At 42.9% G+C, this 15,567-nt stretch carries 14 protein-coding genes; 12 read left to right on the forward strand and 2 right to left on the reverse strand.

What is annotated here, in order from left to right:
* Nucleotides 1-48: 48 nt before the first annotated feature.
* The 6 genes from ACFOEK_RS12050 to ACFOEK_RS12075 all read left to right on the forward strand — a co-directional run bounded on the left by ACFOEK_RS12050 (nucleotide 49) and on the right by ACFOEK_RS12075 (nucleotide 6,491).
* Nucleotides 49-1,914 (forward strand): type VI secretion system Vgr family protein, encoded by a 1,866-nt coding sequence (locus ACFOEK_RS12050; protein WP_386721132.1) that lies wholly within the window; start codon nucleotides 49-51, stop codon nucleotides 1,912-1,914.
* Between the two features lie 47 nt (nucleotides 1,915-1,961).
* Nucleotides 1,962-2,249, forward strand: a complete 288-nt coding sequence (locus tag ACFOEK_RS12055) for a PAAR domain-containing protein (protein WP_386721135.1) — start codon at nucleotides 1,962-1,964, stop codon at nucleotides 2,247-2,249.
* Nucleotides 2,250-2,296: 47 nt separating this feature from the next.
* Nucleotides 2,297-3,415 (forward strand): hypothetical protein, encoded by a 1,119-nt coding sequence (locus ACFOEK_RS12060; RefSeq protein WP_386721138.1) that lies wholly within the window; start codon nucleotides 2,297-2,299, stop codon nucleotides 3,413-3,415.
* On the forward strand, nucleotides 3,412-4,380 hold the full coding sequence (locus ACFOEK_RS12065) for a hypothetical protein (RefSeq protein WP_386721141.1): 969 nt from the start codon (nucleotides 3,412-3,414) through the stop codon (nucleotides 4,378-4,380). Before ACFOEK_RS12060 ends, ACFOEK_RS12065 begins: the two co-directional genes overlap by 4 nt.
* Before the next feature lie 230 nt (nucleotides 4,381-4,610).
* A complete protein-coding gene (locus ACFOEK_RS12070) occupies nucleotides 4,611-6,008 on the forward strand; it encodes an NAD(P)/FAD-dependent oxidoreductase (protein ID WP_386721144.1) in 1,398 nt (465 codons plus the stop codon).
* A gap of 15 nt (nucleotides 6,009-6,023) precedes the next feature.
* Nucleotides 6,024-6,491: a nuclear transport factor 2 family protein gene (locus tag ACFOEK_RS12075; RefSeq protein ID WP_386721147.1), complete on the forward strand. Its 468-nt coding sequence runs from the start codon at nucleotides 6,024-6,026 to the stop codon at nucleotides 6,489-6,491.
* 92 nt (nucleotides 6,492-6,583) lie between these two features.
* Here ACFOEK_RS12075 and ACFOEK_RS12080 read toward each other — a convergent pair whose 3' ends face one another.
* On the reverse strand, nucleotides 6,584-7,054 hold the full coding sequence (locus ACFOEK_RS12080; protein ID WP_386721150.1) for a hypothetical protein: 471 nt from the start codon (nucleotides 7,052-7,054) through the stop codon (nucleotides 6,584-6,586).
* 3 nt (nucleotides 7,055-7,057) lie between these two features.
* On the reverse strand, nucleotides 7,058-7,297 hold the full coding sequence (locus tag ACFOEK_RS12085) for a hypothetical protein (RefSeq protein ID WP_386721153.1): 240 nt from the start codon (nucleotides 7,295-7,297) through the stop codon (nucleotides 7,058-7,060).
* A gap of 676 nt (nucleotides 7,298-7,973) precedes the next feature.
* On the opposite strand from ACFOEK_RS12085, the gene ACFOEK_RS12090 reads away from it, so the two are divergent.
* The 6 genes from ACFOEK_RS12090 to ACFOEK_RS12115 all read left to right on the forward strand — a co-directional run bounded on the left by ACFOEK_RS12090 (nucleotide 7,974) and on the right by ACFOEK_RS12115 (nucleotide 15,430).
* Entirely contained in the window at nucleotides 7,974-8,342 is a 369-nt protein-coding gene (locus tag ACFOEK_RS12090) for a hypothetical protein (RefSeq protein ID WP_386721156.1), read from the forward strand.
* Between the two features lie 109 nt (nucleotides 8,343-8,451).
* Nucleotides 8,452-8,901: a hypothetical protein gene (locus ACFOEK_RS12095; RefSeq protein ID WP_386721159.1), complete on the forward strand. Its 450-nt coding sequence runs from the start codon at nucleotides 8,452-8,454 to the stop codon at nucleotides 8,899-8,901.
* A gap of 215 nt (nucleotides 8,902-9,116) precedes the next feature.
* A complete protein-coding gene (locus ACFOEK_RS12100; protein WP_386721160.1) occupies nucleotides 9,117-9,563 on the forward strand; it encodes a hypothetical protein in 447 nt (148 codons plus the stop codon).
* Nucleotides 9,564-9,677: 114 nt separating this feature from the next.
* On the forward strand, nucleotides 9,678-10,946 hold the full coding sequence (locus ACFOEK_RS12105) for a TolC family protein (protein WP_386721163.1): 1,269 nt from the start codon (nucleotides 9,678-9,680) through the stop codon (nucleotides 10,944-10,946).
* Nucleotides 10,947-10,988: 42 nt separating this feature from the next.
* Nucleotides 10,989-12,209 (forward strand): efflux RND transporter periplasmic adaptor subunit, encoded by a 1,221-nt coding sequence (locus tag ACFOEK_RS12110; protein WP_386721166.1) that lies wholly within the window; start codon nucleotides 10,989-10,991, stop codon nucleotides 12,207-12,209.
* Nucleotides 12,210-12,235: 26 nt separating this feature from the next.
* Nucleotides 12,236-15,430, forward strand: a complete 3,195-nt coding sequence (locus ACFOEK_RS12115; RefSeq protein ID WP_386721169.1) for an efflux RND transporter permease subunit — start codon at nucleotides 12,236-12,238, stop codon at nucleotides 15,428-15,430.
* Nucleotides 15,431-15,567: the final 137 nt, after the last annotated feature.

The raw sequence follows: 15,567 nt of genomic DNA on the forward strand, positions 1-15,567 counted from the left end.
ACAGGACGTCGTGAAGTTTGATCATTATCATGAAGTAGAGGCGAATGGATGCTTAAAGCCACACAAGATTCAAATACGATCAAAATAATCACCCCCCTTGGAAAAGATACTCTTCACTTAACTCGTTTTGATGCGCATGAAGGTATTTCTCAGCCTTTTCGTTACGATGTTCTAATGTATACCAATGGTGTTGAAATTGATCCCAAGTCTTTGATTGGCCAATCAGTTACTATTTCATTGTTAATGAACAAAGACGGTAGTGTTGTAGAACGATTTTTTAACGGGATCGTTAGTGAGTTGCGTTCTCTGGGGCAAAGAACACCAAAAGAGGCGGATGGCGAATTATTTCGAGACTATTCGGCAACAATTTTGCCCGCATCCTGGTTGATGAATCATAGGGTAAATTGCAGGATTTTTCAGAACGTCTCTGTGCTTGATATTGCCAAAACTCTGTTTGACGAACACAAGGTCAAATTTTTAAGTAAGTTAAAGAAAACCTATCCTGCGTATGAGTATTGTGTTCAGTATCAGGAATCTGACTGGTCTTTTATTTCCCGATTATTTGAACAAGAAGGGATCTTTCATTTTTTTGAACATGATAAAACCAAACATTCCATTGTTCTTGCAGATGATACTTCTGCATATCAACCATGTGACGAAGCTAAAGTTAAATACTCATCAGGGAGTTTAGCGGAATCTCATGTTCATCACTGGAACTCTGGCTTAAATATTACTCCCGGAAAGTACACTCAAAAAGGGTACGATCTCCAAAAGCCTAAACTATTACCTGAAGGCAGCAGGGCAGAGGGCTCAGTAATTCCTAATCAATCGAATTATGAAGTTTTTGAGTATGCTGGAGAGGGTAAGTTCACTGATCGCGCCCAATCTATTGCTAATGTACGTTTAGAAGAGCTCCAAAAAGAAACTCAAACCAGAGTGGGTGCTGGAAACTGTCGATCTTTTGCGCCTGGTAGAACCTTTGAATTTAGTGATCACGATGATAAGAGTGAAATTGGTCAAGGTTATTTGATCACTAAAGTGAGTATTTCAGCATCTATTCACAGCCAAACAGGGGCCAGTCAGACATCAAATGATACAATCACTAACAGTTTTAACTGTGTCCCTAAAGATGTGATATATCGCCCTACTGTGTTGACGCCTAAGCCGGTTATCCACGGTGTTCAGACCGCCGTTGTAACAGGGGAAAGTGGTGACGAAATTCACATCGATAAATATGGTCGTGTGAAAGTTCAGTTTCATTGGGATCGAGAAGGTAAAAAAGACAGCAAAAGCTCTTGCTGGATTCGCGTGAGCCAAACCTGGGCAGGTAAGCGTTGGGGCGCATTTTTCTTTCCACGTGTAGGACAAGAAGTACTGGTAGAGTTTATAAATGGCGATCCTGATCAGCCTATTATTATTGGTGCTGTTTATAACGCTGACCTAATGCCTCCTTATGACCTACCTGCCAATAAAACCCAAAGCGGCATCAAATCACGTTCTACAAAAACTGGGTCTGATACGAACTTCAATGAACTCCGTTTCGAAGACGATAAAGGCAATGAGTTGGTGATGCTTCATGCTGAAAAAGATCATCACTTAAATGTTGAAAATGACCAAGTGGATTGGGTTGGCAATGACAGAGCGACCACGATTGATAACAACGAAACCGTTACGATCGCCAAAGACAGAAATACCAAAATCGATGGCTCAGACACGTTAAAAATTGCTAAGAAACTGACCATTGATGTTGGCCAAGAGATCAGCCTTAAAACGGGCGGATCTTCTATAACGATGAAAAGTGATGGAACTATTACCATCAAAGGCAAGAATGTAACTGTAGACGGTGGCGCTAATACAACCGTCAAAGGTGGTGCCCAGGTTGTTGTTAAGGGCGGTACGGTGGCAATTAACTAGCCACTATTTTTGAGTTACAAAGTCGACCCTTTTTAGAGGTAATCATTATGGGGAAACCCGCAGCAACAATTTCTCACTTCCATGTATGTCCGAGATCTACAGGCCCCGTACCTCATGTTGGCGGTCCCGTTGTTGTTGGCTCAGGAAATGTCTTAATTGGTGGCCTGCCTGCGGCGCGTCAAGGTGACATGATGGTATGTGTAGGACCGCCTGATTCTATTTCGTCTGGTTCTGCAACCGTAAAAATAAATGGTAAACCTGCCGCCAGGATGGGGGACAGTAGTAAACATGGTGGAAAAATCGTAGTTGGTAACCCCACTGTAACCATTGGATAAGAAAGATAATGTTAGACAAGGAAAGTCTACAAGAGCACTGTGAAGCTTTGTTAGAGCAGCGTCTGTTTCTCCAGCGGATGTGGCTAACTACACATCAACAGCTTAAACAACATGATTCTCGACTCATTGACTCACTTAGTCTTTTGACAAGTTATTCTGAACTAGGTGATGGATCAGAAGCGCTGAAGCTCTTGTTGTCTGATAGTGATTCCTGGGTTCAAAATGTGATCGAACCTGAGAATACATGGGAAACGAATTATCTTCTGTTCCTCGCAGAGTTGTCTTTAGCCTTGGGGATTAATAAAAGAGACCATTTAATTCCTTTAATGCTCAAAACTGACTCAGAAAAGACTCGTCGCTTTGGATTAGAGTTGTTACTTAGAGACAGTAAAAGGTTACCACATGAGTATTTTGAAGCATGTTTAACGGAGCTTAATCCCATTGATCTGTTGTTGTTAGGTAAATGTGGTGATGCTCGTCAAGTTAGTGGCCTTAGATCCATAGTGACTGATATTCAAGCAGACCAGATTCAAAGAAACTTTGCCCAGTTAGGTCTTTTATTACTTGGTGAAAGAGTTGATTCAGCGGCACTGTTCTATGAACTCCTCAAACACCCGCAATATTTAACTGATGAAGTAGTTAATTTACTTGTTTCTGCTATGTCAAAAGATCGGTGCGACGCTCTGATTAAAGACTTGGCTAGTACCTCAAATATTGAGAAGTCGTTACTCATTTCTGTAATGTCTAAGTCTGCGTGTGTTCAATATATTCCGTTTCTATGTGAATTCCTTTCTCAAGAGCCCTATCGAGAAACGGTTCTTAAAGGCCTTGTAACACAACTCGGTGATGAACTGGTTCAATTAATTCCTTACGAAGCATTTCACCCAACTCGTGATGTTGCTTGGGATGTAATTGATACAAATATTGTTGAAAAAGACATCCTGGATTGGTTTCATGCTAGTGCTGCAAACCGGGCAAGTCGGCAATTAGCTGGGCAAGACTTGTCGAGCGTTAAGTTTGAAGAAGTCTTGTTGTATGGGAATTCTCTCCAAAGAAATCAGGCTGCGGTTCATTTGACCTTCAATAACCCATCCCATGCTCTGATTTGTTCTACAGCGTTGTCGGCAAGTTGTGGCAAAAGAAATGATGTCGGCGGTTCTATATGAACCTTGTAATAGAGCATCAGTCAATGCTTTTAGGAAAAGCCAGTGATTCAAAGTTAGCTACTAGACTGGATTCAGTTCCTGTTTTTCCTGAAGAAGTCGTTTTAAAGGATGAAAGGTCTATATTTGGGTCGTTTTGTTATGAACTTGATGTCTTCGAGACTGTTGAATCTCGCTATTTAGCTCTACTAAGTCAGGCATTAGATGGCTTAGAAGTTGATCCTTCGAATGATCCAGTTCTCTTTATTCCACCGTCCTATGGCTTGCAGGATCAAAATCAGTTGTCCCAATGGACAAAACTCTTAGCAGAAGCTCATCCTAATCTTGTTAGTCATGCCGATAGCCGGGTATATCCTTATGGACGGGCTGCTGCACTCATGGCTTTGTCTCATCTTCAAGAAATATTCAAACATAGACCTGATGGCAGAGTTTGGTTAATGGGGGTCGATAGTTTGGGCGACTTTAATCTTCTTGATCTCTTGGCTCAGGATGGGATGTTGTTAGACGAGTCAGGTGAGGGTATTGTTGCCTCTGAAGGTGCAATCATCTTAGGTCTTCGAAGATCGACTCATGGCCTAACAGTGAATTGGTCTGGATCAGATGCGAATATTCAAAGACATAATATCCACGACCAGGGTGACATAGCAGTAGAGCAGTTATTCCATAACGTTGTCGATCAAATGAATACTGCACTTTCCTGGATCTATTTACCGGATAATGGCGACGCTCAACTAACTCAAGCTTGGTCGGATAAATACCGAGTTCTCGCTCCTGTTGTTTCTAAGCATACACAAATGAACTTCTCTACCGTTTTTACTGGCGAACTCGGTTCAGTTGGTGCTCTTTATCGCTTCTTTCATATTTATGAGTCTTATAGAAAAGAGCGCCTTGAAGGCCTAACACTGCAATGTGAAATTTCAGATAAGCTCTACCGAGCAATGGCGATATATAATTGGACGTCAATATAGAGCCTAATAGAAACACACAATAAAACACCAGTTAAATCCCACAACTCAACTGATCATGAATAGTATTCACTTCTGTTAGGCTTTTTGGCCTATTTCCTTAAATTTATACTCTCCTAAACTCGAACTCTTTAGAAATTTTGCATTTAGTTAAGTGCTTTAACTACATAGAAAATCAGGTGTATGTGCATTCGTATAACGCCAAAACCATGAACTATAAGGATTAGGTAACAGTGTTTGAGTCAGAAATTGCAGCATTAAAAAATACCAAGTTTACACCGTACTGGCTCGACAGTTCTGACCGCCCTGAAACTGAAAAAACACTGATTGATCACATTAAAACTGACCTGCTGATTGTAGGGAGTGGCTTTACTGGCTTGTGGACAGCAGTACAAGTGAAAGAGCAGAATCCTGAACGTGATGTCGTTGTAATTGAAGCTAATACCGCTGCTATTGGCGCATCAGGGAGGCCAGGGGCAATATTGTCACCTTCATTGATGCATGGAATGGAAAACACCCATCGTTTGTATGAACCCGAAATGGCGGAATTAGAACGTCTTGGTCAAGAAAATATGGATCAATATCGAGAAACGATTGAGAAATACAATATTGACTGTGACGTTGAATGGAGCGGCGAATTGATAGTCGCTGTCGATGACCAGGGGATAGCTGATATTGAGCACGAACATCAGCTTTACATTAAATACGGTCACAATGCCGTTAAATTATCGAGGGAGGAGCTTCAACATCAGATTAATTCCCCTTTGTTTAAACGAGGACTGTGGTCAAAAAAACGGTCGGGAACCATCAATCCAGCCAAGATGGCATGGGGCCTCAAGCGAGTAGCAAAAGAATTGGGTGTGATTTTCTATGAAAACACCCCAATGATGAGTAGCACCGAAAAAGATGAAAGGCTCTTGGTCAAGACTCCAAAAGGCAGCGTAGTTGCTAATAAGGTGATCTTGGCGACAAATGCTTTTACCAAACATAAACGAAAAATCAGTACTCGAGTAGCAGCTATTCGCGACCGAATCGTAATGACAGAGCCATTAACGCGAAAACAGCTTTCTCAGTTAGGCTGGAAAAATCGACAAGGTATTTTTGATACTCGAACACAGCTTAATTACATGCGTCTGACTAAAGACAATCGTGTGCTATTTGGCGGTCGAATAGGCTATTTCTTTAACAACAATACTGATCCTGATTTCGACAAAACCCCAACACCGTATATTCCGTTAGTCACCAAACTGTACAAAACTTTCCCTGCAATATCTGGTATCAAAATTTCCCATGCGTGGAGTGGGCCGATTGCTTTGAATAATAAAATGACCATGCACTATCAGCATTTTCATGATGGAAAAATGCTGTATGCCGGTGGCTATTCAGGCTTTGGTGTGACCGCCAGTAGGTTTGCTGCCCGAATAGCTTTAGCTATTGTTGATGATGTTGATATTCCTGAACGAAAGCTGGCATTTACCAAAACACTTCCGGCTTGGATACCACCAGAACCCTTTAGATGGATAGGAACCAAAGTCACTTTCTATGCATTAGATACATGCAAAGAGAAGGGTGGATGGCGGGCAGCATGGTTGCATTTAATAGGAAAGTTAGGCTTTCCTTTAAAGCCATAGAGTGTGAGTGAAGAGATGACTACAGAAGAAAAATTGAGCTTTCAGTCGGTACTTGAGGCGTTTAGTAATGACTTTTCAAACCAGAGGTTGGACTCCGTTATTGAGTATTTCTCTGACCATGCAGAATACCGTGAACTTGGAGGGAAAGTTATTGTTGGCAAAGCTAATATCAGACAAGCACTTCGACGAGTGTTTGAAGGAGCTTATGGAAAGCTGACATTTATTCCTAAACATATCCTTATTAACGAAGACGATCGTGAAGTCTGTTTCGTTTGGATGTGTCAGCATAACTTGATCGACAAACCAGGCTTAAGCCGAACCAATAAACTCATTTTTACTTTGCTTAAGCTTTGGTACGGAAAACGCTTTCATTGGGAAGGTGTCGATTACTTTATTTTTGATGACCAAGGGAAGATTGTAAGTAAACAAACTTATGGAAAGTCTCAGATGCCGAGGTTTATTTCTGGTGTGTTTGATTATTAATTAACGATCTGCATAAATGAGGTGGGGTTATGTGAAGTATAAGAAAGTAACCCTAGTAAAGCAGGAGGCATAAAAGGGGCACAGCCCCTTTTTTATTGTCTGTAAATATCGCCTGCGATGGCGTATTCACCGTTTGATAGGTAAGACGTGAGTGTATCTTCATCTTCGGTAGTGCGATCTAGAATCGCTTTGCCCGTGTAGGTCCCGTTTGTGTCACCACAGTTAGAAACTGTTAACTCTAGGTCGTACATGTTGTAGTTGGTCTCGATGATGCCAAACGATCCAGTGAATACACAGCCATCGGTATCATTGCCTGTTATGTCTCCATCTGCATCAATGGTGTATGTCTCTGTGTAAGTGCCGTCAGAATCTGACCAAATGTCAGTAATTTTTGTTAATGATGAATTGTCGTTGTAAAGGTCATTGAAATTTGCCGTAAACGTTGAGATCTGAGTGCCATTAACCCGCGCACGACCTGTTAATGTGTTGCGCTCGTCGACAGTGCCAGAAATCACATATCCATCTTCAGGGCTGCACGAGAAGTCATTGCCATCGATAGCCATAGTTCAAATAGACATTTCACCGTCTGATACATACCAAGCGGCTTCGCCGTTTTCGTCGATAGCAGCTTTTAGCGTGTATTGAGTGCCGCCGGTTTCGGTGACTGTACCTTCCCAAATACCGCCCATGCTTGCATCTGATGTAGTGCTCCCACCGCCACCAGTAGAAGGAACGGAACCTCCGCCACCGCCGCCACAAGCAATAAGAAGAGAAGAAGATAAGGCTAATACAAGTGCTTTTTTCATGATGTGAACTCCTTTTTCACACTTTTTTTATCATATTCAAACCTTTAGGTTTTAACATGTGTTTTAGTATTGATCGTTTCGGTTCTGCTTGTCCATAACTTCCCATAACGAACATCACTTATTCGCTTATGAAATAAACTAAAGGCAAAATGATGATTATTGCTACTACAGCAATAATCTAAAGCATTGATGAACTGTTAAGGATATCTCGATATTGAAGTCATTTATTGCTTATGTTTTTGACTTCCTCAGAGGTGAGTATCTGAACTTGTTTTTTTGTTTTAGTGTAAGCCCAACTCTTGGGTTCTTATTTATAAAAAGCCAGGTTTTCCCTCTCTCATGCATTGGGTAACTGATAAGGGCCGGTTCGTTCCCTAGGGCAATCGCTATGTGTAGCCGATGGCTTGCTGCAAGAAATGTTAGTGATGATGGGATAGTTGATCATTAAACCGTTAAGCTGAGCACTGAACGCTATATTTCGGTGGTTAAGGCTCGATGGAATGCCCGTACTAAAACGGCACCGGGCAATGACCGGGTGATTATAATTTTTTGCTTACTTCGATACCGTTTAGGTCTTAACTAAATGTTTAAAAATGAAATTTTTTGGAACTTTTTGATTCTCAGTACGTCTATTTACTAAACACAATGAATTTAACTATTTCTTAAGGTTCACTTAATGGCTCGTTCTTGGTTGACATGTCTACTTGCTTTATTGGTTGCTATGCAATCCGTAATTGCTATGGCAGCTGATCACCAAGTTCATGTGACTGAAAGCCAGCATATCGTTTTCACATATATCGATGAGCAAGCCCTATCTCACGAATCGTCTCACTGTGAGAATCAGGGTTTTCAAACTGAAACAGATAAGAAACCAGATTCCTTACTTTCGACATTTGAATGTCCGCATTGTTGTCATACCCATACCTATCTCTCAGATTACTTTGCTCCAACAGTCGTTGACTTTCTGGATAACGGTAATTCCAATTACGCCTTTACTGACCTTTCTTTCCTGATCTCACCGGATCATCGCCCTCCGAGAAGCTAATCGTATTCTCATTTTGATTTAAACAGTTTATTCAAAATTGAAATTGCGGGTTGTCGACGCCTGTCGTCAGTCGCTACCTGCAGATTAATACGATTATTAGGAAATGATTATGAAAACTTATATTGCTGCTATTTTCTCTGCTACTGCTCTGGTTTCTTCTGTGTTTGCTTTACCTGCATCGGCAGGTGTGGATTCAACGAACGTTATTGAAATCATTAATCAGGATCAACAAGGCGGCCACTTACGACTGGTGACTGCGTCTAAGGAAGGTGATAAGACACTTGTTACAGGTCTTATTACTACAGATCATGAAAACAGATTACCTTTGGGGCACATTGATGTTGCAGCCTATTCTGCTCAGGGCAAACTGATTGCTGAAACCACAGCAAGCTATGCGCCAAAAATATTAACAGAATCTTCTCGCAGGCGTGGCGGGTTGCGCTTTTCAACTAATGCCTTACCAAAACTTCCTTCGGATGCAGTCGTGAAGGTGGCGTTCCACCGGAATGAAACCCCATCAAATTCCAAGCCAAAACATAATTTTAACGTTGCTCAATAGCTTAGATTTAACGGCTTCGATTGGGCTTTCAGTAGGCTTTTGACTGTGAATTCAGTTGTTTAAATAAAGTCCTTATTTCAGGGTCATTTGGCCCATGTTTGATCGAAGCCAAAAATCTGACTTCTGTTTTTTACATGTAACTTTTTATATGCGGGCTGTTTCGTCTTTAAAAAAGCAGCACGGCCTGCAAACGGATACAAATTAGGATAAATTTTATGAAAACTTCTTTCGTTAGTATTTTTTCTGTAGCAGCTATCTCTGTTACTGCTTTCGCTTCTGTTTCTTTAACGTTTCCTGCATCAGCCAATGAGATTTCTTATAAGGTAGAAGTGGTTAATCAAGGTCAAGAAGGGTATGAAGTTAAAACTGTTCGTGCATCACAGCAAGGCAATACAACGGAAGTGTTTGGCAAACTTAAAGGGAAGCCTAAATCCGGTCATGTTGATATCGCAGCTTATTCATCATCTGGTGAGTTATTGGCTGAGACAACGACTAGTTACTTCCCTAGTTCATTATCTTCGAAAAGAAAGAAAGTAGGGGGAGCTCGTTTCTCTACGGATGTTTTACCTAAGTTACCTTCTGATTCGGTTATCAAGGTTGCTTTTCATCGAGATGAGAACACGTCTTCAATGCCAAAGCATCGTACGAATACAGCTAAGTAACACAGCTGCATAACATCATCAAATAACGTTATTTACGAAATATGACGTTTCTGAGGTTGGGATGTTTGGTCCCAATCTCAGCCCTTAAGAAAGATAGATTTGGGGACAAAACAAATGGTCTTACGCATATGGAAACAATCGTTTCTAGGGGCTTCGTTTGCCTTGATTTTACCGTCATTCGTCCTCGCGGATATGACAAATAGAAATATTTCTGAAACGGCTAAAGTGGACATGAATTGGTCTTGGTTTAGCCGTCAAATAGAGCATCACCCGGACATTATCGCGGTTCGTGAAAATATGAATGCTGAGTTTGCAAGATCAGATGGTATGAAACAACCAACCTATAACCCGGAATTTTCAACCGATTGGGAAAGGGAGGGCGAGGATAATAGTTACAGTTTTGGTTTAAGCCAAACAATGGATTGGTCTGATAAACAAGCGGCAAGAATTCAACAATCAAAGTTTCTTCGAGAAGTGGTGAAACAGAGATATGAATTAGCATTGCAGAAAAAAGCGGCTGAAGGGCTTACGGCTTTAATTGGCTGGCAGGTTGCGAAGCAGCAATCGGAGCTGGCTTTATCTCAGGAGGTTCGATTAGGTGATTTGTTAAGTCTGATTCAGAGACGGCAACAAACAGGCGATTTAGGCGAGGTGGATGCAGAGCTGGCTTATCTTAGTTTATCGCAAACACTTAATTTGTCGGCAAAAGCTCAGGCGGAACTTAAGCAGGCGAAAACTCGCCTGGAGGAAGTACTTCCTGAGTGGTCGGCCGAGTTACCGGATAAGTGGGCAGGGTCTTTGGAAGGTGCCTTGTTCTCTGAATCAGAGAGTCCTGCCAATCGTTTAGTCGCCATAAATGACATTGATCAGTATCCGTCTGTGCTGGCTGCAAAAGCCGAATGGATAGCTCAGCAAGAAGGCGTGGAATTAACTCAAAGAGAAATCAGCGCAGACCCTACGTTCGGAATCAGTACCGGAGTATCTGGTGAAGAAAACGTGATTGGCCTCAGTTTTTCCATTCCTTTGAATGTTCGCAATGACTACTCCGATCAAGTGAGAGCTGCAAACAGTGATGCGATTTCAGCGGAAGCAAGTTACCTGAGTGTAAAAAGAAAACAACAATTTGCGCTTGAAGCGAGTTTGGCTTCGTTAAACGAATATCAACAACGCTTTGAACGTTGGCAAAAATTAGCAACCGGAAGAGAGCAACGCAGTTCCGATTTATTGGAAGAATCCTGGCGAAGCGGAGATATGAGTACTGCCGAATACGTTTTGGCCCTTGAGCAACGTTCGGCTGATTTGGCCGCAGGTATTGAACTGCAAGCTGCATATCGGTTGGCAAAAGTTGATTGGCTATTACAAACAGCCAGCTTTCCATTTTAAACAGATTCAGCGACCCCCTTATTAAGTGAAAGGAAACATACGATGAAAATTACTTTGCCAATATTCATGGCTGGCTTGTTATTTGGCATGCCTGCAATCAGCAACGCAGGTGCAGGCCATGAACATCAAGAAGCCAATTCTGCCTCATTGCTATCTGAAGAAAGTAAACACGAAGCGTCAGAGCATAGTGAAAATGAGAAACATGAATCAGAGGAACATAATTCTCATGGTCATGAGGACTCCAGTGCTGAAGATGAAGAGGGTGTTGAATTGACCAAAACCCAACAAAATTTAGCAAACATTCAGGTTGAAACTTTGGTTAAAAAGAACATGGCGTATCGACTTTATGCGCCGGGTGAAATCAGAACCAATGGGTACACCAGTTACCTTGTGTCACCAAGAGTGGATTCAGTGATTCTCAAGCGTCACGTGGCACTGGGTGATCATGTAGAGCAGGGGCAACCTTTGGTTACGTTATTCAGTGAAACCATTGCCGAGGCACAAGCTGACCACAGAGTAAATAGCGCTGAGTGGCAACGGGTACAGAAGCTGGGTCGAAAGACGGTGGGTGATAAGCGTTATGTTGCAGCTCAATCCGCCTATGAAGCCAGTTATGGGCGGTTATTAGCCTTTGGTCTATCCGAGACAGCGATCAAACAGTTCAGTAATAAACCCCTTCGTTTGGGGGAATACACTTTAAATGCAGAAACAGAAGGGGCTGTATTGAGTGACGATTTCAACCAAGGTCAGCGAGTGACGGCTGGGGAGTCTTTGATAGAGCTGGCCAATGAAAGTGAGCTGTGGGTTGAAGCACGCTTTTCATCAAACAATCAAATGACCTTTGCTGCCGGCACATTAGCTGAGGTTGAAGTTGATGGCGTCAAATACAGTGCCCAGGTCAGCGAAGAAGCACATTCTATTGACCCAATCACAAGAACACGAGTTGTTCGTTTATTGGTAAATAACAGTTCTCATCGTTTGCACCCAGGTATGTTCGCCGATGTGTTTTTCTCTTTTAAAACGAAGAACTCGGTTTTGGCGATTCCTGAATCTGCTTTGATGCGAAGTGCAGAAGGTGATTGGACCCTGTTTGTAGAACACCAGCCAGATCGGTTTGAAGCTAAAGAAGTGGAACTTGGCCGTTCTTTGGGTGAATACCGAGAAATTACCGGCATTGAATCTGGCAGTAAAGTGGTGACTGAAGGTGCATTTTTTGTGGCTTCAGAAATCGCCAAGGGCGGCTTTGATCCTCATAACCATTAATCATCAATAATTGAGTAGGAGTTTCCATGTTAAATCGAATGGTCGATTGGGCAATGGGTAACCGCCTATTGGTGGTTATTGCCCTGATGACAATGATTGTATCTGCGGTGTTTATTATTCCGCGCCTTAATTTGGATGCCTTTCCGGATGTGACCAACGTTCAGGTGGCAGTAAATACAGAAGCGCCAGGGCTTGCTTCCGAAGAAGTAGAGCAACTGATTACCTTTCCGATTGAAGCGGTTATGTATGCTTTACCGGATGTGGAAGAGGTGCGCTCTATCTCTAAAACGGGTTTGTCAGGCATTACGGTTGTTTTCAAAGAAGGAACAGACATTTATCAGGCTCGCCAACTGGTGTTTGAGCGTTTACAGCAGGCAAAAGAGCTGATACCTAGCGGTGTTGGTACGCCTGAAATGGGGCCGAATACATCAGGCTTAGGGCAGGTTTATCAATACATGTTATTGGCTGAGCCAGGATCGGGATACGATAAGATGGCGCTCCGCAGTCTGAACGATTGGGTTGTGAAATTGTTGTTGATGCCGGTGGATGGCGTTACCGATGTTCTTTCTTTTGGTGGCGATGTTCAGCAGTATCAGGTGAATCTCAATCCGGCTCGTATGTTGGCTTATCAGCTAAGTCAAAGCGATGTGGTGGAAGCGTTAGAAAATAACAATGTTAATGCGGGCGGTTGGTACATGGATCGCGGTCAGGAACAGCTGGTGATTCGCGGCGTTGGTTGGCTGAGTCCGAATCAACAAGGCATGGATGAGATTAATCAGATTCCTCTTAAGACCATTAATGGCGCAGTGGTAATGGTTTCAGATGTTGCCGAGGTAAAACTTGGCAGTGAAATCCGTCAAGGTGCCGTGACTATGACACGCCGAGACAGTACAGGGGGTGCAGAAAACTTAGGTGAAGTGGTGACCGGTGTCGTGCTTAAACGCATCGGATCAAATACCAAAACAACGATTGATGGCATCAATGAACGTGTAACTTTGATTCAGCAAGCGTTGCCAGAAGGTGTTCGATTTGAACCTTTTTATGATCAGGCTGATTTGATTACGCAAGCCGTAAAGACCGTTGTGAATGCTTTGCTCATGGCTTTTTTGTTTATTGTGGTGGTGCTTGCGTTGTTCTTGATGAATCTAAGAGCCACTTTCCTGGTGTTGATTTCAATCCCGATTTCTATTGGTATTGCGTTGATGGTCATGTCCTGGCTTGGCTTGTCTGCTAACTTAATGTCTCTTGGCGGCATTGCGGTTGCTATCGGTATGCTGGTGGATGGCTCAGTGGTGATGGTTGAGAACATGTTTAAGCACTTATCTCGTCCGGATGCTGAACACGGAACCGAACATCATTCAGGTCAAGGGTCAGCAGGTTATGACCCACACGATGCCAAAAATGATAAGCATGGTATCGCTTTACGTTTGCAGCAAGCCGCTCGGGAAGTTGCCCGACCAATTTTCTTTGCGTCAGGCATTATTCTTGTTGTGTTTATGCCTTTGTTCAGCTTTGAAGGCGTCGAAGCCAAGTTATTCCAGCCGATGGCGATCAGCATCATGTTGGCCATGGTTTCAGCTGTCTTGGTTGCTTTGATTGTTGTGCCGGCATTGGCCAGCTTTATGTTTCGTCAAGGCATCAAAGAGAAAGAGAGTTTTGTGCTGAAACCATTAGATAAACTCTATCGAAAGAGTCTGAAGTGGGCGATGAAATACAGCAAGGTTGTAATTGCGGGTGCAGTTATTTCCGTCGGCTCGGCATTGGCCTTATTGCCTCAACTGGGTACGGAGTTTGTACCGGAACTGGAAGAGGGGACCATTAATTTGCGGGTGACGTTAGCGCCTTCCTCCAGTTTGGATACAGCAATATCTGTAGCACCAAAACTTGAAGCAAAGCTGATGGAGTTTCCTGAAGTAACCTACGCGCTTAGTCGTATTGGCCGTCCTGAGATTGGAGGTGACCCGGAACCAGTAAATAACATAGAAATTTACATTGGCTTGAAACCCGTTTCTGAATGGACAACAGCAGAAAGTCGCACTGATCTTCAAAACGAAATGGAAGAAAAGCTGGAACAGTTTCCTGGCTTATTGCTGAACTTTTCACAGCCTATCAGCACCCGTGTGGATGAATTGCTTTCAGGCGTAAAAGCGCAGCTGGCCATTAAGTTGTTTGGCCCTGATTTGGATACGTTAGCGGTACAAGGCCAAGCGATAGAGCGAGTAGTAAAGGCCGTTGCAGGTACGAAAGATGTTGCAATGGAGCAGATCTCTGGCGAAGCTCAATTGGTGATCACCCCGGATCGTCGTCAATTGTCCCGATATGGACTTTCGGTAGGGGATGTAATGTCTATTGTTCGCGATGGCATCGGAGGCGAAACGGCTGGGCAAGTGATTAATGGTAATGAACGTTATGATATTTACATTCGGCTCGCTGATCAATACCGAAAAAATCCACAAGCGATTGCCGACTTACGGTTGCAATCTCCTACCGGAGCTTGGGTTCGGTTAGGTGATGTAGCCAATATTGGAATTGAGTCCGGTCCACCGCAGGTTCGACGTGATGATGTTCAACGCCGCGTGGTCATTCAGGCCAATGTTCAGGGTCGTGATATGGGTAATGTGGTTGCGGATATTCGTCGTATGATTGATGAACAGGTGGATTTACCAACGGGGTATTCTGTCGATATTGGCGGTCAATTTGAAAACCAACAACGTGCTCAAAAGCGTTTATCCTTAGTTGTGCCTGTCTCCTTGGCGTTAATTGCACTTTTGCTGTATTTCGCATTTAACTCTATAGGCCAGGCGTTACTTATTCTATTGAATGTGCCTTTGGCTATTATTGGTGGCGTTTTCTCTTTGTACCTCTCTGGTCAGTATCTTTCTGTACCTAGCTCCATTGGCTTTATAACCTTGTTTGGTGTTGCTGTGCTGAATGGGGTGGTGATGGTCGAGAGTATTAATCAACGGATTAAAGATGGACTATCAGTGGATGAAGCTGTGTTCAGTGGTGCGGTGTCACGACTAAGACCTGTACTCATGACGGCGTTGACTTCCGCTTTGGGGCTAATTCCAATGCTGATGTCGACGGGCGTAGGCGCTGAAATTCAGAAGCCTCTAGCCAGTGTGATTGTGGGAGGTTTGATCTCTGCAACTCTATTGACGCTGTTTGTGGTACCTGCGTTGTATCGTTGGTTTTCAAAGTGGAAACTTGCGGATCAATAATGAGTAACTCTTTCATCTATAGAAACAATATTTCAACCGGGTTTTAAAACCCGGTTGAGGTTGTATTAAAATAAACAGGAGTGTTCAAAACTCTGAGTTATTTCATTAGAACGGTTAAGAACGAAACCTAGATTCAT

The organism is Litoribrevibacter euphylliae (assembly GCF_042646085.1).
GTDB lineage: Bacteria > Pseudomonadota > Gammaproteobacteria > Pseudomonadales > Litoribrevibacteraceae > Litoribrevibacter > Litoribrevibacter euphylliae.